This window comes from Psychrobacter sp. UBA3068 (assembly GCF_002366815.1).
In the GTDB taxonomy this organism is placed as follows: Bacteria; Pseudomonadota; Gammaproteobacteria; order Pseudomonadales; family Moraxellaceae; genus Psychrobacter; species Psychrobacter namhaensis.
Window position 1 is genome coordinate 46,159 of sequence record NZ_DFBY01000022.1, and the last position, 20,165, is coordinate 66,323.

17 protein-coding genes and 1 tRNA gene are annotated in these 20,165 nt (G+C 43.0%); 9 read left to right on the forward strand and 9 right to left on the reverse strand.

What is annotated here, in order from left to right:
- Positions 1-470 precede the first annotated feature (470 nt).
- From B2P60_RS05350 to B2P60_RS05375, 6 genes are all read left to right on the forward strand, one after another.
- Positions 471-2,879 carry a type I restriction-modification system subunit M gene (locus B2P60_RS05350; RefSeq protein ID WP_286739890.1) on the forward strand — a complete coding sequence of 803 codons (2,409 nt, stop codon included), beginning with the start codon at positions 471-473 and terminating at the stop codon, positions 2,877-2,879.
- On the forward strand, positions 2,879-4,195 hold the full coding sequence (locus B2P60_RS05355; RefSeq protein WP_286739893.1) for a restriction endonuclease subunit S: 1,317 nt from the start codon (positions 2,879-2,881) through the stop codon (positions 4,193-4,195). Before B2P60_RS05350 ends, B2P60_RS05355 begins: the two co-directional genes overlap by 1 nt.
- Before the next feature lie 92 nt (positions 4,196-4,287).
- Positions 4,288-5,046, forward strand: a complete 759-nt coding sequence (locus B2P60_RS05360; RefSeq protein WP_286739895.1) for an abortive infection family protein — start codon at positions 4,288-4,290, stop codon at positions 5,044-5,046.
- A gap of 246 nt (positions 5,047-5,292) precedes the next feature.
- Positions 5,293-5,895, forward strand: coding sequence for a hypothetical protein (locus B2P60_RS05365; protein WP_286739898.1), 603 nt, complete (start codon positions 5,293-5,295; stop codon positions 5,893-5,895).
- A 4-nt stretch (positions 5,896-5,899) separates the two neighbouring features.
- Positions 5,900-6,520 carry a hypothetical protein gene (locus B2P60_RS05370; protein WP_286739901.1) on the forward strand — a complete coding sequence of 207 codons (621 nt, stop codon included), beginning with the start codon at positions 5,900-5,902 and terminating at the stop codon, positions 6,518-6,520.
- Positions 6,521-6,554: 34 nt separating this feature from the next.
- The gene (locus B2P60_RS05375; RefSeq protein WP_286739903.1) at positions 6,555-9,854 is read left to right on the forward strand and encodes a type I restriction endonuclease subunit R; all 3,300 of its coding nucleotides are present in this window, start codon (positions 6,555-6,557) and stop codon (positions 9,852-9,854) included.
- 813 nt (positions 9,855-10,667) lie between these two features.
- On the opposite strand, the gene B2P60_RS05380 is transcribed toward B2P60_RS05375, so the two are convergent.
- The 9 genes from B2P60_RS05380 to B2P60_RS05420 all read right to left on the reverse strand — a co-directional run bounded on the left by B2P60_RS05380 (position 10,668) and on the right by B2P60_RS05420 (position 17,057).
- On the reverse strand, positions 10,668-12,809 hold the full coding sequence (locus tag B2P60_RS05380) for a DUF3987 domain-containing protein (protein WP_286739905.1): 2,142 nt from the start codon (positions 12,807-12,809) through the stop codon (positions 10,668-10,670).
- A gap of 64 nt (positions 12,810-12,873) precedes the next feature.
- Positions 12,874-13,068, reverse strand: coding sequence for a hypothetical protein (locus B2P60_RS05385; protein WP_286739908.1), 195 nt, complete (start codon positions 13,066-13,068; stop codon positions 12,874-12,876).
- Positions 13,061-13,309 (reverse strand): hypothetical protein, encoded by a 249-nt coding sequence (locus B2P60_RS05390; protein WP_286739910.1) that lies wholly within the window; start codon positions 13,307-13,309, stop codon positions 13,061-13,063. Before B2P60_RS05390 ends, B2P60_RS05385 begins: the two co-directional genes overlap by 8 nt.
- Positions 13,302-13,580 carry a hypothetical protein gene (locus tag B2P60_RS05395; RefSeq protein ID WP_286739912.1) on the reverse strand — a complete coding sequence of 93 codons (279 nt, stop codon included), beginning with the start codon at positions 13,578-13,580 and terminating at the stop codon, positions 13,302-13,304. Before B2P60_RS05395 ends, B2P60_RS05390 begins: the two co-directional genes overlap by 8 nt.
- On the reverse strand, positions 13,581-13,832 hold the full coding sequence (locus tag B2P60_RS05400) for a helix-turn-helix domain-containing protein (RefSeq protein ID WP_286739913.1): 252 nt from the start codon (positions 13,830-13,832) through the stop codon (positions 13,581-13,583).
- Positions 13,833-13,835: 3 nt separating this feature from the next.
- Positions 13,836-14,111, reverse strand: coding sequence for a helix-turn-helix transcriptional regulator (locus B2P60_RS05405; RefSeq protein ID WP_286739914.1), 276 nt, complete (start codon positions 14,109-14,111; stop codon positions 13,836-13,838).
- A gap of 148 nt (positions 14,112-14,259) precedes the next feature.
- Complete coding sequence (locus B2P60_RS05410; protein WP_286739917.1) at positions 14,260-15,171, reverse strand: hypothetical protein; 912 nt, start codon at positions 15,169-15,171, stop codon at positions 14,260-14,262.
- A gap of 187 nt (positions 15,172-15,358) precedes the next feature.
- Positions 15,359-16,822 (reverse strand): tyrosine-type recombinase/integrase, encoded by a 1,464-nt coding sequence (locus B2P60_RS05415; protein ID WP_286739920.1) that lies wholly within the window; start codon positions 16,820-16,822, stop codon positions 15,359-15,361.
- 158 nt (positions 16,823-16,980) lie between these two features.
- Positions 16,981-17,057 (reverse strand) — tRNA-Arg (locus tag B2P60_RS05420).
- Positions 17,058-17,415: 358 nt separating this feature from the next.
- On the opposite strand from B2P60_RS05420, the gene B2P60_RS05425 reads away from it, so the two are divergent.
- The 3 genes from B2P60_RS05425 (at position 17,416) to B2P60_RS05435 (ending at position 20,133) form a co-directional block, all read left to right on the forward strand.
- On the forward strand, positions 17,416-18,081 hold the full coding sequence (locus B2P60_RS05425; protein ID WP_286739922.1) for a c-type cytochrome: 666 nt from the start codon (positions 17,416-17,418) through the stop codon (positions 18,079-18,081).
- A gap of 271 nt (positions 18,082-18,352) precedes the next feature.
- Positions 18,353-19,315, forward strand: a complete 963-nt coding sequence (locus B2P60_RS05430) for an ABC transporter ATP-binding protein (protein WP_230709181.1) — start codon at positions 18,353-18,355, stop codon at positions 19,313-19,315.
- Positions 19,316-19,359: 44 nt separating this feature from the next.
- Positions 19,360-20,133 carry an ABC transporter permease gene (locus B2P60_RS05435; protein ID WP_193006081.1) on the forward strand — a complete coding sequence of 258 codons (774 nt, stop codon included), beginning with the start codon at positions 19,360-19,362 and terminating at the stop codon, positions 20,131-20,133.
- Positions 20,134-20,165: the final 32 nt, after the last annotated feature.

The window sequence follows — 20,165 nt, forward strand, 5'->3', positions numbered from 1 at the left end:
TATCGGTTTGCGAGTTTGGCACCAAGAGCAAAAACGCCTTTTTTGGTGCTTAACTTTTCGCTTCTTGGTGCCACATTTCCCTAATTAAGTTTCCTGACGCTGTTAGGTTTCCGTCCTCACGCCTTTGTGCATATAGGTATTTCCACTTTATGGACTTCTAAAACTGACAAAAATATTTCCTTTTTTTCGTCAATTTCCTGTATTTTCCCTCACCTTTAACAGCGTCAGTGCTGATACCAAAATCAAATTGCACTTTGCTTGCATGGGGTTAAATTGCCGCGCGCATCATACATTGAATTTTTGCACGAAGAAAAAATGACCGATCTTCCTTATAAATCTCACATACAGACTTGCCGAGTAATGTCGAATACCCTTATGATGGTCATATTTTATCTAAGATGGGTATCACCTCATTGCTAACGTACCATCTAAAAACTCTATCCTTGCTCAACAAACAATAAGACAATTCCATGACCAAAAATTTCTCTCAAACAGCGGCTTTCATCTGGTCTGTCGCTGATCTATTACGCGGTGACTTTAAGCAATCTCAATACGGCCGCATCATCCTGCCATTTACGCTATTGCGCCGTTTAGAGTGTGTATTAGAAGATACTAAAGCCGCTGTCGTTGCAGAGAGTCAACGTATCGCTGAGAAAGGTTTGCCAGAGGAAGCACAAGAAAAATTCATCATGCGTGCCAGCAAGCGACCGTTCTACAATACCTCGCCGATGGATCTCAGCAAGATGGGTCAAAGCGATATCAAAGATAACCTCAATACTTACGTGCAATCTTTCTCTAAAGACGCACGTGAGATATTTGAGCACTTTAAGTTTGAAGAGTTTGTCGGTCAGCTAGCCGATGCCAACTTGCTGTATAAAGTCGTGCGGATGTTCGCCACTACTGATCTTAGCCCTGAGACGATATCTAACCATGAAATGGGCTTTGTGTTTGAAGAGCTGATCCGCCGCTTTGCTGAAAGCTCGAACGAGACCGCAGGGGAGCATTTCACCCCGCGCGATATCGTCCGCTTAACTACCTCACTGGTATTTATGGAAGACGATGACGCCCTGACCAAAGACGGCATTATTCGCACCATCTATGATCCTACAGCAGGTACGGGCGGCTTCCTATCCTCTGGTATGGAATACGTGCTAGAGCTGAACCCTGATGCGGTCATGCGTACCTATGGGCAAGAGCTAAACCCTGAGTCTTATGCCATCTGTAAAGCTGATATGCTGATCAAAGGGCAAGAGGTGAATAACATTAAGCTGGGCAATACTTTGTCTAGTGATCAGCTGGTCGCTGAGAAATTCGACTATATGCTATCGAACCCGCCGTTTGGGGTCGATTGGAAAAAAATATCAGGTGAGATCAAAGACGAGCACGAGCAAAAAGGCTTTGATGGTCGCTTTGGGGCTGGCTTGCCGCGCGTGTCTGATGGTTCGCTATTGTTCCTGATGCATCTGCTTAGCAAGATGCGTCCGATCACTACTAATGAGCAAGAAGCTAGTAATGGTCAAAATAGCAACCAGAATAACAACCAAGGCAGCCGTATCGGTATTATCCTAAATGGTTCGCCGCTATTCACGGGCGGCGCAGGGAGTGGCGAGAGCGAGATTCGCCGTTATATCCTTGAGGCCGATTTATTAGAAGCCATCATCGCCCTGCCTACCGATATGTTCTACAACACGGGTATCGCGACCTATGTATGGGTACTCAGCAATAAGAAAGCGCCTGAGCGTAAAGGCCATGTGCAATTGATCGATGGTAGTAACCTATACAGCAAGATGCGTAAATCATTAGGTTCTAAGCGCAATGAGATGAGCGATGACGATATCAAGACCATTATCCGTAGCTTTGGTGACTTTGAAGTGGTTGATGCGCGTGTGTTAGATAAGCCAGAAGCCGTGAAGTCTAATCGTGGTCGTCAGTCTGCCAGTCCTAAAGCTGAGCCTGCTAAGACTTTCGCCAGTAAGATATTTGCCACCCATGAATTTGGCTATCGCCGCATCACCATTGAGCGTCCGCTACGTCTATCCGCTCAACTATCTGATGATGCTATCGAAACCTTGCGTTATGCGCCTAAACCGTTTGATATGGTCATGCCAGCGCTGTATGAGGCATTTGGTAGTCACTGGACGACTGATAGCGAAAATAATACTGACAATAATAACTATGGCGACTTATCAGCGGTCACCTTAGAAGCGCGTGCAATGATTAAGGCCGACTTTAGCGAGCTAAAAGAAAAGCAAATTAAAGATGTGCTTGATGCCAAACTTTGGCAGGATCAGCTTGAGATTATGAATAAAGCCAAAGCCTTGCAAGCGGCTATCGGTGAAAATCAATTCGATGACTTTAATGAGTTTGAAAAAGTGTTTAAACAAGCGTTAAAAGATACTAATGTGAATCTTGATGCTAAAGAAAAGAAACAGCTGCTAGATGCGATCACTTGGAAAAATTCTGAAGCAGAACCCGTCATCAAAAAAGCGGTCAAGGTTGCCAATCCGCTCTATGGTGCGTTTAGCTATAAGCCTACCGCGACTAATCAAAAAGCAGACAAGCCAGCCAAAATTGTAGAGTTCCAAACCGACAGCGACTTACGTGATTATGAAAACGTGCCGCTGAATCCTGAGGTGACGACCACTGAGTTGATCGAAAGTTACTTCGCCCGTGAAGTACAGCCACATGTGCCTGAGGCATGGATCAATGCCGATAAGACAGATACTATCGATGAAGAGATTGGCATTGTGGGCTTTGAGATACCGTTTAACCGTCACTTCTATGTCTATGAGCCACCGCGCCCGCTGGCTGATATCGATGCGGACTTGGATGCTGTCAGCAGCGAGATTATGCAGTTATTGGGTGAGGTGCATTCGTAATGGCTAGGCTTCTTGAATATGAAAACTATAAAGATTTAAATGGTGTAAAAATTCCTGATTCATGGGAGTTAAGCAAAGTAAAGCACCTAGGTAATTACTTAAATGGATTTGCTTTTAAACCTACGCACTGGACTGATAAAGGCATTCCAATTATTAGAATACAGAATCTAACTAACCAAGATGCAGATATAAATAGAACCTCTTTTATTGCTCCTGAGCGCTATCATGTTTTCAAAGGGGATATATTAATTTCTTGGTCTGCAACTTTAGATGTATATATTTGGCAAAAGGAAGAGGCTTGGCTAAATCAGCATATATATAAAGTCAAAGTAAATAGAAATAAAATTATAGAAAAGTATTTCTATTGGACTGCAAAATGGTTTATGGGAGAGTTGAACGAATCATCGCATGGCTCAACTATGCAGCATTTGACGACAGATAAATTTGGTAGTTTTAATGTGCCGCTTCCACCTATTAGTGAACAGCACTTAATTACCAATTTTCTTGATTATGAGACCGCCCAAATCGATACCTTAATCAAAAAGCAACAAACCCTTATCCAACTGTTAAAAGAAAAGCGCCAAGCGGTTATTAGTCATGCCGTGACTAAAGGCTTAAATCCTGATGCACCGATGAAAGGTTCAGGCGTTGAATGGTTGGGGGAAGTGCCTGAGCATTGGGAAGTAACCAGAATAAAATATATTACCTCTATGTTTGAACAGGGTTGGAGTCCTCAATGTGATTCTCGTCCAGCGACAAGTGATGAATATGGCGTTTTGAAAGTGGGCTGTGTTAACTATGGCAGTTTTCACTCAATTGAGAATAAAGCTTTGCCGCCTGAGTTGCAGCCAAGGTTACAGTACTTGATAGAAAAGCGTGACTTATTGATTTCACGAGCAAACACGAAAGAACTTGTTGGAAGTGCGGCAGTAGTTGATCAAGACTACAACAATCTACTTCTATGCGATAAGTTATATCGTTTGCGATTCAATTCGAATATACAGCCTGAGCTGATAGCACTATACCTTTCTATTGAGCCTGTCAGAGAACAGATTGAGCTACAAGCTTCAGGGGCTAGTTCTTCTATGCAGAATATTAGCCAAGATATTATTAAAGAGTTGCCATGCTTCTTATTACCAAATGAAGAAGCTCATGAGTTATTAGATTATATTAATGAAAAAATGAAGGTTTTTGATAATCTAGTTTCAGAAGCACAAAAAGCCATTCAACTCATGCAAGAACGTCGCACTGCTTTAATATCGGCCGCCGTCACGGGGAAGATTGATGTTCGGGGCTGGGTTGCGCCTGATATTTAAAATATTGTAAGTTGAAATCCATTTGCATTTTATATTAATAAACTATAGTAGCTCGTAGTGTGTTTATAGAATAAAGAATAATAGGAAATACAATGAGTAATATTTTACGTGACTTACCAACGCTTTATGATAAAGCTCAAGGACTTCAAAATATCTTGATTTCTAGAGCTACTGGTGGAGATGGTAATAATAGCGATTATGCCATATTAAGAAAAACGATTTTAGAATCGCAATTTAATACTTTAGTGCCAGACTTCGTTAGACACGCAAGGGATTTAAACCAGTTTTGGCAGATGATAAAGCATAGGTATGGCTCATATGCGGAACGTAGAGAGTTTATCTATAGCGAGTTTCAAAATTTAATTGAAGCAATAGAATTTGATAAGTCAGGAATGAGTCCTGCCTTTGAGAAATCCATTGAAGTTATAAACTCTGGCTATATCGATGGAATGTGGAAGAAAGCTATAGACCGTAAAGTCAATGACCCAGAGGGTGCAATCACTTTATCTAGGAGCCTTATTGAATCTGTCTGTAAACACATTTTAGATCTTGAGCGCGTTTCATATGATAAGAATTCTGACTTATCAGAACTGTATAAAAGAACCTCTGAGCTGTTAAAAATGTCTGCTAGCCAATATGAGACAAACTTGATCTTCAAACAAATTCTTGGTGGATGCTCAGGTATAGTCAATGGTTTGGGTCAATTGCGAAACAGTGTTGGTGACGCTCACGGACAAGGTGTTATTAATATTAAGCCAAAGCCAAGACATGCAGAATTAGCAGTCAATCTAGCAGGCTCAATGTCACACTTTCTATTATCTAGCTATGAAGAAAGTTTTAAAGGTAGATAGTTATTTAAAAGCACTTTTCGAAAAAAAATAATACTATAAACGGACTTAACATGACCGATACCACCTACGAATCTGTCTTCCAAGCCGATATCGTCACTCAAATGCAAGCACAAGGCTGGCAGTTAGGCAGTCCTAGCGGCTATTAGGTAGCGCCGCTAGTATTTGGTGGCTATGAATAATTAATCTAAATCATGCAAGAACGTCGCACCTTTGAAGGCGAGTGAGGTTTCAGTGTGGAGTATACCTATGGATGCTAGTGTTTGGACTCAGATAATAATGGCATTCTGTGCATTTATTGGTATTAGCTATAAGATAATAACTGATAGAATTTCTGAAAAAAAAGGCGATTTAGAGAAGACAAAGAGTGTGCTTGATAGACAGGAGTGTATTAAGAACAGTAAGAAGTATCTGCAAGACTTAGAGATAAATAATATAACGTATCTAAAAGGCTTTACGTGGGAGCAGGTTGAAGTACTTTTGAGGAAAGATTTGCGATTAATAACCATTTCAGAATTAAGATTTCTAAATAAAGATAAGTTAGTCGTCATTCGTAACGACGAAATTATCATACCGACCAAGATGTATATTTTGAAGAAAAAGTGTTTAAGCATTCGTGCTTGTATGATTGTGGGAAACTTCATATTCAGTGTTATAGCGGTTGGTTGGGCAATATTCAACTACTCTTTATTTTCTATCGTATCTGCTTCATTTTATATATACATGTTATTTGCTGAAGTAATAGCTATTCATCACTTTGAAAGCTTGACCAGTTTTGACTTAATTAAAAAGTCTGGAGATATGGCAAGAAATACTATCGTGGTCTCTACAGATTTTGATAGAGAGGTATAGTGAGATGAAAAAGCAGAAAATTAAATATCGCAAAATACGCGGCATCAACCGCCGTAAGCGTGCTATTGAGCAATGGGGTGATAGCCGTAAGAGCCTTAATACTGATCTACTAACTCAAGAAAAAAGAAACTACGTTAAGTTTAGAGTACAACCATGGTCACGCTTGGCTTTAGGTAATAGTATTTATCCTGAGCCAACAGGCGACTGTGAGTATTTACTGATTAAAAACTTGCAAAAAATCTATCAGTCATGGCAAAACACTTTAGAGAGTATGCAAACTCATTACTATCTACAAATCTGGCTATATGAAGAGTACATTAGTCGCTCACAAGTGGTTTGTGCGATAGAAGATTATAAAGACTTTTATATAAATACCTTTGAGCCAGTAGATGAACAGCCCAAAAATGGTATCCAAAGCTCTATTCACTACAATGCAAACACTGCTAAGTACTTAGATTGCCATATCTGGCAGCTTAGTCGGCATATTGGAGCTTATGATATGACCGATGAGTACGACATAGAAATACTGCAAGAGACTGACCCTAGCAGAATTATAAGAACAGAAGTTATCGAAGGTAGAGAGTATCAGATCATTGAAATCAATAAAGTGTGGCTGATCTCATAAGCCCAACTTATAACTTAATAATAAGAGTCAAACCATGACCCAGACCAATACTGCTATGAATACGCAAAATGTCACCTACGAATCTGTCTTCCAAGCCGATATCGTCACTCAAATGCAAGCGAAAGGCTGGCAACTGGGTCATGCCAGCGGCTATACGGCTGAGACCGCACTATATGAGCAAGACGTGCTCGACTTTGTGCAGAGCACCCAGCCGCAGGAGTGGGAGAAGTTTTGTCGTACCTTTCCTATTGATTCTGAGCGCCACTTTATCAGCGCATTGGTGAAGCAACTGAACAAGGCCGATGAGCAAGCTACCGATAGAGCCTCGCGCACCTATGGCACGCTTGGCATACTGCGTCATGGCCTCAAGATTCGTAATGCGCGCTTTTCGTTATGTCAGTTCAAGCCTGAGCACAGCCTCAACCCTGAGATCATGGCACGCTACGAGGCCAATATCTGCCGCGTGGTTCCTGAGGTGGTGTATAGTCCGCATGCCAGCCTAAAGGGTAGTCCAAAAGGCGAAACAGACGGTAAAGTCGCTAAGCGTAACCGTATCGACATCGTGCTCTTCGTCAATGGTTTGCCTGTGACCACGATGGAGCTAAAGTCGGAGTTTAAGCAAGCGGTACAAAATGCCATTACTCAGTATAAGCGTACACGCCTACCTAAAGACCCTGATACTAAAAAATCTGAGCCGCTACTGACGTTTAAGCGTGGCGCACTGGTTCACTTTGCAGTCAGTCAATATGAAGTCTATATGACCACGAAGCTGGCAGGCGAGAACACGTACTTCTTACCGTTTAACAAAGGTACAAGTGAGGGCAGTGCGGGTAATGACGTGCCAGCCGATAGCAGTCGCTATGCCACCGATTATCTATGGAATGAAGTATTAACGCCTGATAACCTGCTGGCAATCCTTGGGCATTTTATGCACTTGCAGATCGAAGAGGAAGAGGACGCGATTGGCCGCAAGTCCAAACGCGAGACCATGATGTTTCCGCGCTATCATCAGTGGGATGTGGTGACTAAGCTTGTTAATGCGGCCATTGATGAGGGGGCGGGTCAAAAGTATCTCATTCAGCACAGCGCTGGCTCGGGTAAGTCTAACTCTATCGCATGGACTGCCCATCAGCTATCCACCTTATACAACAGTGACGGCGATAAGCAGTTTCATTCAGTCATTGTCATCACCGACCGTACCGTGCTTGATGACCAATTGCAGGACACCATTTATCAGTTTGAACATGCCGATGGCGTGGTCGGTAAGATCAATAGAAAAGAGAGTGACGGCTCAAAGTCTGAGCAGTTAGCTAGCGCATTGGTGAACTCACAGCCGATCATTATCGTGACCATTCAAACCTTCCCGTTTGTACTCAAAGCCATTGAAGACTCAAGTGTGCTTAAGTCGCGCCGCTACGCCATCATCGCCGATGAAGCTCACTCGTCACAGACAGGCTCTACCGCACGCCAGCTCAAAGAAGTGCTGGTCTCAGGTGATATAGAGAGTAAGCAAGGTCATACTACTGAGAATGACGCGCCGCTATCTAGCGAAGATATATTAGACGCCACACTTGCCGCCCGCCGTAGCAGCCCTAACCTAAGCTATTATGCCTTTACCGCCACGCCTAAACCAAAAACCATTGAGCTGTTTGGCCGTTTGCCCAATCCTGACTTGCCAGCTTCTAAAGATAACCTGCCAGCGGCTTATCATGTCTATTCCATGCGCCAAGCCATCGAAGAGGGCTTTATCTTAGATGTGCTTAAAAACTACACCAACTACAAAGTGATGTATCAGCTCACCCAAAAGCTGGCCGCTGCTGATGATGAAGTTGATGCTCGCCGCGCCAAGATTAAGCTGAGTAGCTGGGTGCGCCTTCATGAGCATAATATTGCGCAGAAAGTTAAGATCATCATTGAGCACTTTAACGACAATATTAAAGGCTTACTTGGCGGACAAGCCAAAGCCATGGTAGTAACAGGCTCACGTAAAGAAGCGGTACGCTATAAGATAGCCTTTGATAATTATATTGCAAATAGTGGCTATCGCGGCATCAATGCGATGGTTGCGTTCTCAGGGGAAGTCACCTTTAATGATAATGATCCTGATAGCGACGCACTGCTTGGCGAGAAGTTCACCGAGCATAATATGAATATTGGCCTCAAAGGCCGTGATATGCGTAAAGCCTTTGACAGTGATGACTATCAAGTGATGCTAGTCGCTAACAAGTTCCAGACGGGCTTTGACCAGCCCAAACTGTGCGCCATGTACGTGGATAAGAAGCTCACAGGCGTGGACTGCGTACAGACCCTTTCACGGCTGAACCGTACTTATAAAGGCAAAGCAGAGAGCGGTACGTTTGTGCTCGACTTCTTTAATGATCCTGACGATATTTTGGAAGCCTTCCAACCATACTATGAGACCGTAACCTTAGTGGATGTGTCTGACCCTGATCAGGTGTTTGATCTGTATGAGAAGCTGCGTGCCAGCGGTATCTTTTTATGGAATGAGGTAGAGCAATTCGTTGATGCTTTCTATAGTAAGCACAAGTCTAACGCGGCCATTAGCAATATCTGCAAGCCAGCGGTCGAACGTTGGCAAAAACGCTACAGCCAAGCACGTGAGCAAGCACAGCACGCCAAAGCAATGCTTGAGCGTACCAAAGCCACGGGCGATGTGGTACTGATGACCAATGCTGAGAATGACTACAAAGGCTTTAAGGCCGATCAAGATGCGCTAGAAATCTTTAAAAAGGATTTAGGCACTTTTACCCGCCAGTATGAGTTTATGTCGCAAATCGTGGACTATGACGACAAAGAATTAGAAAAGCTGAGCCTATACGCGCGTAACCTACAGCCGCTACTACGTGAAAGTGTGGACAATGAAGATGATATTGATCTAACCAACATCGTCATGAGCCATTACCGTGTCTCAAAACTGCACCAGCAAGATCTAAAGCTACAAGAGGGCGGCGGCGAGCTGGAAGCTGGCGGCGGTGCTGGTACTGCCAAACCTAAGGATAAAGAAGAAGAGCTGTTGTCAAAAGTCATTAATCGATTGAACGAAGTGTTTGCTGGCGAGGACTTTACCGATAAAGACATGATCAATTTCCAAAACACCATTTGGGATAAGGTCACAGAAAATGAGATCGTGGTAAAGCAGTTTAGTAATAACAGTACCGATCAAATCATGTTAGGTGGCTATCCTGATGCCGCTATGGACGCGCTATTTGAGAGCCAAGAAGCCTATGAAGGTATGACCATGCACCTACTGTCTCATCCTGATCAGTTTAAGAAGTTTATTCGTTTGATGCTTGATACGAAGCTGAGGGCTTAGGACTCAGAATAGGTTCTACAGAGAATAAGAGGTGGTTAAGGATAGTGTTTGTCTAGACGCATAAAAGCCTTTTTTCTGCTTCCTCTTGCTTCCTTTTTCATTCCATTATTCCGCTGTACGTATTGTACAATAAGCGATTGACGTGATTCCAATATTTCACAAAAGTCGTTTCTTGCTTCCTAATTCTCTTGCTTCCACGGTTTTGCTTCCTGATTTATGGGATCAGAGATAGTAAATGACGGCAGTTAGGAGGGGTAATCCAAGTTTGGATTAGGGTTTAGTTATCAATAAATATACCGTTATCAAGAAAAAAGGCAGACGATACACATCTGCCTTTCATTATTAGATTGGGTTTGGACATAATACGAAGATACTACATCTAAATTTGTCAACTTACTCATTTTGTTATCTAGCGTCTCAAGATATGCTTAATAGATGCTTTCGGCTATTGGCATCATTCGCTCATAAAAATGCTTGTCACCTGTTTTATCACTACCACATAGCACTACTGCTTGCCTATAGGGTCGAATACATAAAGTGCCTTGTATGGCTTACCAGCGTGTTGAATATCTAAGAACAGCTGCTTAAGCTGCTTAAGTTGGCTGTAACCTACAATAGGTGTGCGATTGGCTTAAGATAGGTGTTTGCTTAGCGTTGCTTAAACTGCTTAAATTCGTTTCAATTTGGCTTGCCTTAAATTAAGTTTAAGCACTTTGAGCAAGTTTAAGATTTAAGAGTCTTAATTAGAAATCCCTAACTATAAAGGCTAAAGGTTACTTAAGCAGTTTAAGCAAGTTTTCTTAAGCGTTAATACTATTCGTGTAGTTTAGGGTTGATAAATATCACCTTGCTACGACCTTCCATTTCTTGCGTGATGTGTTTGGCAGACTCTAATTTGTCTAACTCAATCTGTAATAACTTTGTGCTTTTACGCATAGGATTAGGTGCATTATTAGCAATATAAGTTCTATTTAACTTATTAGTATTTTTAATCTTAGCTTTATCTACTAGCCAGCTACTTAGCCTCTCGCTATCGTTCTGCTCACCTGTTGATGGTGCATCTAGGTAGCGTAGGCGTTCGACTGTAGAATACTCTACCAACATAAAGGCGCGTGTTATATCGTCTATAGTGATAGTATTACGCCCCTCAAAGAATACTATCAACGATGCGATTCGGCTTGCGTTTTCTGCCATACGTGAGGCATAGGCCTTTAAATACTCTAGTTGTTGTCCATTTGCTTGACGGTTTTCTATACCTTGTTTAAGGTTACTAAATACTTGTTTTGTGTGGTCGTTTTCCCATTGTATTTTGATGCGCTGCGGCGTGCCTGTACTATCATTCGGCTGGCTTGCTGGCAATGGGTCAAGTAAGGCATGACAGCGTGACCAGTATTCTATTAAATTAGAATTGTTATACGGATTGTCACTATTGCGCTGCTCATCATTCCAAACCCTTTTGCCGCGTAAGTCCTCAGGGCAAGCGATAAGCGCCCGTGCCAAAAAACCTTGCCCGTTCATTAGTGGGTCGGTCAATGCTGGCTCCAATATCACGCGCTGACCTTGAAGCAATAGTGTCATACGAACGTCATAAGCATCGGTGCGCGGTGTAGCGTGGGCTGACTTTTGAGAACGTTGTCTTGATACTCTGCCGTCACTATGTAACTTGGTGATAGCGCCTAGTGCATTACCTGCAGTATCACCTTTCATAGTGTGACCGTTAAAAAATTGTCCTGCTTCATCGGTTGACCATGACGCGTTACTAATCTCACCATCAACAAACTTATCTAAGATAGGTTCAATCGTTGCATCATCAAAAACGGTTTTGGGGTTGGTAGGCTTTGGCGTATTGTTTAGGTATTCTTTTAATTCAGCACCCTTTAATCCTACCTTGTCATTTTCCCATACTTCTAGGTCTTGCAGATATTTCTCATACTGTTGGCGCTCATGCTTCTCTATTTTAAAGTGAGTTAAACCCATTACTTGCGTTTTACCGCTACCGCTTTCCCCCTCTGTGATTAATATAAGGCTGGCTGGTATGTGACCATGCCCCATAGGTGCATCAATGAAACGTTGTCCCATGTGTGCCAACGCCCCCAAAACGCATTGACCTGCCATCGCAAGCGGTACTTGTGCGTAATACGCCACGGCTTCAATGACTTGTCTTAATAAGCCCGTGAACGCGTTTATAGGATAGGGTGTTGGCCTGCTTGGATCATTGGCTAAGGGTTCAGGTTCACCCCATGCCAGCACTTCAAGCTCGATAGTGTCCGCATCTGCAATAAGGTTTTTTATTAAGTCACCCTCATTCAGTCTGCAAATAATGTCATCTATGGTTATATGAGCAATAGCATTTATACCTGCCAGCCGGTTAACAAGCCTATCCTTGTGCTGGGCTGTGTCCATAATATGAATGGTTTTGACTTCGCTAAAGTGTCTTAACGTCATATCAAACATGTTAGGGTTGAGGCACGCTAAAACAGTGAGATTAGGGTCGCTGCTGCTTAAATTAGCGTATAACGAGACGGCATCACTTAAACTAGTCACTAGCCACCAGTCACTGTCACGGCTCATTGAGCCGATAGCATAGGCACTAGCTTGTGTGTTGTCGGATATAATAGGAAATTTGTCGCTGTTGGGCTTATGCGCTGCTATGTTTACGGGTTCGGCTTTATTGTTGACCATGATAAGCCCATAACTGCCTTTAGTATCAGGTAACTTTCCGCCTTTGCTATTGCCACCTCTCATGCTAATATCATCATCTAGATAGCGTGTTTTATCGATGTGATTGGTTGGTAGCCTTAAATCATCCTGCAAGCTGTCTAACTGGCTCAAATCAGCATCTTGAGCGCGTTGTTCAGGTGTTGCATTATCAATATCAGCAATATAGCCAATGAAGCCGCCCATGTTGTCCGCATGGGCTTTTTCTTGGCTGTCAATTTGTAGTGTAGTGGTCATCTATTCCCCCTTGCTTGCGACTGGTTCGGCTGGCATGTGGCTCTATATCTCTTGTAGTAGGTTTTCATAGGCTGCTTATCCCTATAATGGAGATTACAGGTTGGTTTGGCTGGCAAGCTATCAATGACAGTAGCAAGCCAATACCTGCTACCCATACCATGAATATGATAAAGCTAAGTAGTGAGCCACGCTTATGTGGCTGGCTGGTGCTGGGTTGCCCATGGCGGGGCTTTAGATTGGTTTTGTTATCATTACTCATGGTCTGTTGCCTCCTGTAGTGCTGATAATATGCCGTCTAATTGGTCGCTTAAGTCTTCACTGATAGTGGCATTACCTGATAACGCCATGATGACCGAATTAATCACACCACCTGATACCGCGCAATCTACTTGTACGGCTTGCAGCGCCATTGCTAAATGACCTGCATCAATACCCAATAACACTATCTGCTCATTGATACTTTCTAACTGGTCGGCTGATACTACTATTTGATTACTCATTGATTGCTACCTCGTCTTGTAAGATTAGCTTACCCATGATGTCCGCGCTTACTTTGCTGGCGTGCTCGCTTTGAGCAAACAAGGCAGACCTGACAGCAACGATTATTCCCTTACTTGCTGGGTCGGCTGTCTCGATAAGGTTCAAGGCATAAGCAAGGCTTTCACAATCATTCGATACGTCTTGTATGTAGTCGTCCACATGGCACAGCGTATAAGTGTCCACTGCCACTAGGCGCGGAGCTAAGACTTCTAATGGTTCGGTTATGCTCATTTAGTTCACCTCGCTGTCGGTAGTATTGGCTGGCTGGGCTATCCAATAACGCTTAAACCGTTTGCCATTTTGCGTGACCATTTCATCATCAATGCTCACACCACTAGCGCGTAACTGACTGATCCGTTGAGCCAAACAAGTGATTTGATAAAGACGGATAGAGTCCCATATGGTGATAGTTGCGCCTGTCATTAGGTGCGCCATAATAATTTGACTATAGGTTTGTTTAGTTGGCTGTTTTGAGGTAGTCATGGCTTATACCTCGCTAGTAGTTGCGGCATGGCTGGCAAGCCATGCATTAATATCAGACAAGCGCCATAGACTAGCCCGTCCGATTTTTACGGGGGCTGGGAATTTATCTTGATTGATTAGATGGTAGATGTGCTTAGCACTAAAGCCTGTGATACCGCGTGTGGCGGCTTTTGCGGTGATAGTGCGCTGTTGGCCTGATCTAGTGGTATAAGTTTTGGCTTTACGCTCAGGTTGATTGGCAAGGTCTGCCATTCTTAGATGTTGATCGACTAAGTTCATAATAGTTCACTCCATAGCGGGGTTAGTTATAGCCAGTAATTGGCTTCGCTATGAGATGAATGTTAAGGGGTGGGGGTTTTTGCAGCACCCTAGCTGAGGTGGTTTCACACCTCAACTGAGGTATGGATTTATTTCGGGGTAGTAGCTATCAAGGTTTAAATGCTTTCTTTTTTGTTTGCTCTAAAGTCGTTTTTACATCTCTAAAACGCATTTCTAAAGTGGTTTTACCTTGCCCATAAATTGATTTATCAGCAATCTTACCAATAATTACCGCTTCACTGGTAAATGGTGGTCTATCGCCTTCTATCTTTGGGACAGTCATCAATTCTAGTAGTAACCCTATAGTCGTTTGATAGCTCTTTTCGTTGCGGTCACTTAATATATCGCTGGTATCAGCTTGCTCTTTTAACTGGTCATTAAGCCTATTTACCTCTTGCTCTTGCTGTTTTATCTTCTTATTGGCGGCTGTTAGTGTTTCAGTATGCTGATATTTTAGGTTAGCCTTTTCAGCTTCTAACTGTTCGATTGTAGACTCTAATATTTCTATTTTGGTTTTACTATCCATGTGCTCAATCTGCATCTTATTTAAATACTCTTCTAAATCCTTTTTAAGTACACCAACTTTATCATTATCAATCTTTATAGTATTTTGAGTATTCAGATTGCTAAACAAGGGTGATCGCCCACCAGTTGTAAATAAAAGAGCATCGCCTTCTTTGGGCGTGATACCTTCAGGCGCATTATTACGAATGTAGCAAGAGTTCAATTGATAAATAATAGCTTCGCCTATATTCATCTCTTCTAAAAAACCTTTAAAAATTCCTACGGCTTCGCTACTATTTCGAAAATTAAAGTAACCACTCACTTGTATATGACGTGATTGATATTCGCTTTTATGTTGAAATTCCCATGTTGCCCATCCTTCATATTCGAAAACTATCGGTATATTTTTTTCCTTTATGAATTTAAGGGTTTTATCTTGGTTGAAGTCTCTATCTGTCTTTTCATTCAAATACTCAACCACTTCTTCAATACCCATCAAACGACTATATAAGTCCACATTCGCACCCTCACACCCCTAAAGAAAAAAAGGTGCAAGGCGCTGACAGCTAAGGGTGCGGTTGCTGTCGTTCGGGTAATTAGTCCTAGCCTTGCAATCGGTTGTGACAGCAATTAACGCTATCAAGTTCGGCTTGCCAGCCCAATGCTGGCGATCATGAGTAAAGCGATGTTGTTAAATGTTGTTGTTAAAGCTGCTCGGCAAGTTTGGCCAGTACCTCAGGTGATACGCCTTGCGTCTGTAAGCTCTTTATCAAAATATCCTTGTCATGCAACGCTATATCAGTGGCTTGCTCACTTCTACTATCCATTTCTTTAGCCAGTTCATCAGGAGTCAGTAAATCAAAGCTGATCGCCTTGCCAGCACGTAGGTCATCAAGATAGTTTGCCCATCGGTACATCATCATTTGGCGCTCAGCTAGATGCTCTGATAAGTCATAGCGCCGTCTGACACTCGATTGCTCTAAATGGGCGAGCTGTATCTCTATCAAACTTTCAGAAAATTGCAGCTCATACAACCCCGTGCTGGCAAGCTGCCTAAAACCGTGGCCAGTCATCTTAGGGTAGGGATCGCCTGTGTAACCCATACGTTGTAATGCCTGATTAAACCATGCTTCACTATAGGGTTTGTTTGACTCAAAGTTATAGAATACATAGCCTGTATGTTCGGTTAAGGGTCGCATACGCTCGATGATAGCCATTGCTTGCGGTGACAGAGGGATAATATGATCTTGTCGCATTTTCATCTTAGCGGCTGGAATACGCCATACGCTTTTATGATAATCAATCTCTGACCATTCAAAGTGCCTAAGCTCTTTGGTGCGCACAAAGCACAGTGTCATCAGCTGTAAACCTGCTACGGTCTGCTCATGAGCGTTTGGGTGATTACTAATATATTGATCAATATTGCGGAGTAGGTCGGGGAATTGGTGCTGCTCTACCGCTTTCATACGTTCGGCTTTATGCGGTCTAAGTGCCTTGTTACGTCCAATAGCAATATTAGTAATATCATAACCTAGCGTATTAATAGCATACTCAAAGATGGCGCTAATCAACCCCATACACTTATGCGCGGTCTCTGAGGTGTGTTTGCCTTGCTGCTCGAAAGTCACTTGAATAGCAAGCCCTGTCTTAATGATGTCTTGCGCGGTGATGGCACCAATAGGGTATGCGCCTAAGTGCTTCAAGATATGATTGTCCAAAAACCCTTGTAGCTTTTGTACATTCTTGGTCGTGGTCTTAGACTTTTCATCTATATAGCTTTTGGCAATGGCTTTGAATAGGTCCTTTTGCTCAAAGTTATTTTTCTCGATGCTTTTATGGGCGGTGGGGTCGATACCATCAGCAAGCAATGCTTTTGCCTTGTCACGTTCGATACGCGCTTGCTTGAGCGATACTTGCGGCTTGAATGAGGGGTCAATGGCTTGCTTTGATGATTTATAGATACCGATTTGATAGGTTTTTTGTTTGGGCTGAATATCTTTGTCCGATTGATAGCGGTATGACATTTGCCAAAATAATGAACCGTTAGGGTGTTGTATCAGATATAAGCTATTGCCATCACTGTGACGGGTGACCTTATCGGGTGCTGACTGCTTGGCGATAGACTTTACGCCATTGTCAGTGAGTAGGTAGTCTTTTCTCTTATTCATGCCAGCCCCAAAAGATGTTAAATGTTTTAACAACAGATTTAACAACATTCTATAGGTGCTACTAGGTAATGACAAGTAATAGTTAAAGACTTGATGTGTTGATAATAAAGGGTTTTGGAGGTTTGAGGTAATGCTAGGGAAGGGTGAAATACAATGATTGGTGCGCTCGGCGGGAATCGAACCCACGACCCTCGGCTTCGGAAACCGATACTCTATCCAACTGAGCTACGAGCGCATCATAACAACGGCATCTTGTATTAAACAACATAACGCTTAAACGAGGTTATAAGCGGTATCAGGTGTCGAAAAATAAAGACCGCTTAGTCTAACAAATAAAAGTCATAAAGCCAATAAATGAAGACAAGGATTGATGTTTTTTAAGAAAAAACAGCATAGTCATGAAACAGGCATGGCAATTTACCTGCCTTTTCCCTTATAATGACAGGGAGAATTCATATTTATAATCACCGATTACAAGTGTGCTGACACGCGGGATGGCTGTTTGCTATTGATGACGAGAGGTCATTAAAGGAGGACAGACAGAATGTCCGAGCCGTGCCAGCCTTTGTACATGTAATAAGAGAACGTGACGAATGAGAAAAGTAGTTATGTTATCGGCAGCTGCCATTCTAGGAATCGCTAGTATCGCGGTGAGCCAAGCTGAAGATGTGGCAGGGCCTTCTGTCACTGTTACTGACGTAGCAGAAGCGCAGGAAGTGGTAGAAAATGTTCCTCAAAAGCTAGGTAATGACACCCAAGCTGCGGCAGTGACGACAGAGAGCGAAGTTTCTCCTGATGAAGCCGCGCAAGTAGATGGCGCAGCTGTTGAAGAAACGGCCGCTGCAGCGCCTGCTGCTGAAGAAGAGCCCATTCCGCAAGATACACCGCAAGTGCAAAAACTGATTGCTTTATACCCTAATCTGATCGCACGTATTCAGCCTGTTGCCAATGTGTGCTTTGAAGATGATGACGTTTGTGATGTGACACCACGTGCCGCTGGCCCATCAGCAGGTGACGGACCTCGTGATGGTAAAGCTGTGTACAATGCTGTGTGTCAGACTTGCCACGGGGCAGGCTTACTTGGCTCTCCTATTTTTGGCGATGCTGGCGCTTGGGGGCCACGTATAGCAAAAGGTAAAGACACGTTATATACCCATGCTATCAATGGTTTTAACGCCATGCCTGCAAAAGGTGGTGCTGATATCCCTGATGAAGAAGTCCAAAATGCGGTGGACTACATGATTGATGGAGCAAGCTAATAAAATTTGCGATGTCTGTCTGTACAGCGCCTATTTCATTTGATGAGATAGGCGCTTTTTTAATGGTAACTGTTATTAATATACGCCTTCCAAGCCGCTGCAGTTGAAATTCATCCTCAACAGCCTCATTTCATGACAGTATCTTTTCTAGATAGTAGAGTGTGTTAAATATTTCACGGCGCTTTTGTCAGTGTCGTCGTTGAATGTTCAACACGGCCTATTATTCTAAAACCATTTTTTATATAAGTTTATAACAAATAAAGAGGTCTTCATGTCTGAGGTACCAGCACTTTCTATCCAGAACTTATCCAAAACCTATGACAATGGGTTTTCGGCGCTCAAGGATGTCAGTTTGACCGTCCCCCAAGGGGGGTTTTTTGCATTACTTGGGCCAAATGGTGCCGGTAAGTCAACGATGATTGGCATTATCAGCTCATTGTTTAAGCCCACCACAGGCAGCGTGAAGATTTTTGGCACCGACCTGCTAGAAAATCCTTCCATTGCCAAGCAGTATCTGGGCGTGGTGCCGCAAGAATTTAATTTTAATCAGTTTGAAAAAGTACAAGATATCTTGATCACCCAAGCAGGTTATTTTGGTATTCCTGCCAAAGAAGCGCGTCCACGGGCGAAGCGGCTACTGACAGCGCTTGGTCTATGGGACAAACGTGACAACAAATCACGTGAGTTATCAGGTGGTATGAAGCGCCGTTTGATGATTGCTAGGGCTTTAATTCACAAGCCCAAGCTGTTGATTCTTGATGAGCCAACCGCTGGGGTTGATATCGAGCTGCGCCGCTCTATGTGGGAGTTTATGCAGCAGATTAATATTGAAGAAAAAACCACGATTATTCTGACCACTCACTATCTTGAAGAAGCTGAGCAGTTATGTAAGCGCATTGCTATTTTGGATCATGGTGAAATTCGTATCAATACAGAGATGAAAGACTTATTGGCGCAGTTATCCGTTGAAACATTTGTTTTTGACTTAAATACACCGCTCACCCGTCAGCTGGCTTTGACAGGAGTGACGGGGATAGCACAACCAGATGATCAGACGCTGGAAGTCACCTTGACAGAAGGTGAGTCGTTAAACGGTGTCTTTGATCAGCTGTCTGAGCAGGACATCAGTGTGGCGAGTATGCGGAACAAAGCCAATCGACTAGAAGAGCTGTTTATGCGTTTAGTGGATAAAAACATTCAAAGTTCAGACAGTATGAAGGAGGCAGGGTTATGAGTCAGGAACTGATAGATCGCAATAAAACGGATCTTAGCAAAACCATGTCATGGAGTAAGAAGTGGATCGCTTTTCGTACTATTTGGTTTAAAGAGATTCGTCGAATCCTACGTATTTGGCCACAGACCTTGCTGCCGCCCGTTATCACAATGAGCCTGTATTTTGTCATCTTTGGTAAGATGATTGGCTCACGTGTGGGTGAGATGGGCGGTGTACCGTATATGCAGTTTATCGTGCCTGGCTTGATTATGATGTCTATCATTACCAACAGCTACTCCAACGTGGTTTCAAGTTTTTTTAGTGCCAAGTTTACAGCCAGCATCGAGGAGCTTTTGGTATCACCAGTCTCTAAGCATGCGATCTTGATGGGTTATATCAGTGGTGGTATCTTTCGCGGACTGGCCATTGGTGTCATTGTCTCAATAGTGGCGCTGTTCTTTACTGATCTTGGTATCGAGCATTTATTCGTGACGGTATTTACTGTACTTGGCACCTCTATTTTGTTTTCACTGGGCGGTTTTATCAATGCCGTATTTGCTCGCTCATTTGATGATATTTCTATCATTCCAAGCTTTGTGCTCACACCATTGACTTATCTTGGTGGTGTTTTTTATTCGATGGAAAATCTCTCACCATTTTGGCAAAATATTTCGCTTTTGAACCCTATTGTCTATATGGTCAACTCGTTCCGTTACGGCATCCTAGGCTATTCGGATGTCAATGTTTGGTATTCGATGGCCGCTATTTTTGTCTTTTGTGCGATATTTTATACCATCGCCTATCGCTTACTGAGTAGTGGCTCACGCGTACGCTTGTAAGGTTTTGGGCCAAAAGGTAGTGTGACTCATGT

Bases quoted from the DNA above. Each gene is read 5' to 3' on its own strand.
- B2P60_RS05350 (WP_286739890.1), top strand. From the start codon at position 471: ATGACCAAAAATTTCTCTCAAACAGCGGCTTTCATCTGGTCTGTCGCT.
- B2P60_RS05355 (WP_286739893.1), top strand. From the start codon at position 2,879: ATGGCTAGGCTTCTTGAATATGAAAACTATAAAGATTTAAATGGTGTA.
- B2P60_RS05360 (WP_286739895.1), top strand. From the start codon at position 4,288: ATGAGTAATATTTTACGTGACTTACCAACGCTTTATGATAAAGCTCAA.
- B2P60_RS05365 (WP_286739898.1), top strand. From the start codon at position 5,293: ATGGATGCTAGTGTTTGGACTCAGATAATAATGGCATTCTGTGCATTT.
- B2P60_RS05370 (WP_286739901.1), top strand. From the start codon at position 5,900: ATGAAAAAGCAGAAAATTAAATATCGCAAAATACGCGGCATCAACCGC.
- B2P60_RS05375 (WP_286739903.1), top strand. From the start codon at position 6,555: ATGACCCAGACCAATACTGCTATGAATACGCAAAATGTCACCTACGAA.
- B2P60_RS05380 (WP_286739905.1), bottom strand. From the start codon at position 12,809: ATGACCACTACACTACAAATTGACAGCCAAGAAAAAGCCCATGCGGAC.
- B2P60_RS05385 (WP_286739908.1), bottom strand. From the start codon at position 13,068: ATGAGTAATGATAACAAAACCAATCTAAAGCCCCGCCATGGGCAACCC.
- B2P60_RS05390 (WP_286739910.1), bottom strand. From the start codon at position 13,309: ATGAGTAATCAAATAGTAGTATCAGCCGACCAGTTAGAAAGTATCAAT.
- B2P60_RS05395 (WP_286739912.1), bottom strand. From the start codon at position 13,580: ATGAGCATAACCGAACCATTAGAAGTCTTAGCTCCGCGCCTAGTGGCA.
- B2P60_RS05400 (WP_286739913.1), bottom strand. From the start codon at position 13,832: ATGACTACCTCAAAACAGCCAACTAAACAAACCTATAGTCAAATTATT.
- B2P60_RS05405 (WP_286739914.1), bottom strand. From the start codon at position 14,111: ATGAACTTAGTCGATCAACATCTAAGAATGGCAGACCTTGCCAATCAA.
- B2P60_RS05415 (WP_286739920.1), bottom strand. From the start codon at position 16,822: ATGAATAAGAGAAAAGACTACCTACTCACTGACAATGGCGTAAAGTCT.
- B2P60_RS05425 (WP_286739922.1), top strand. From the start codon at position 17,416: ATGAGAAAAGTAGTTATGTTATCGGCAGCTGCCATTCTAGGAATCGCT.
- B2P60_RS05430 (WP_230709181.1), top strand. From the start codon at position 18,353: ATGTCTGAGGTACCAGCACTTTCTATCCAGAACTTATCCAAAACCTAT.
- B2P60_RS05435 (WP_193006081.1), top strand. From the start codon at position 19,360: ATGTCATGGAGTAAGAAGTGGATCGCTTTTCGTACTATTTGGTTTAAA.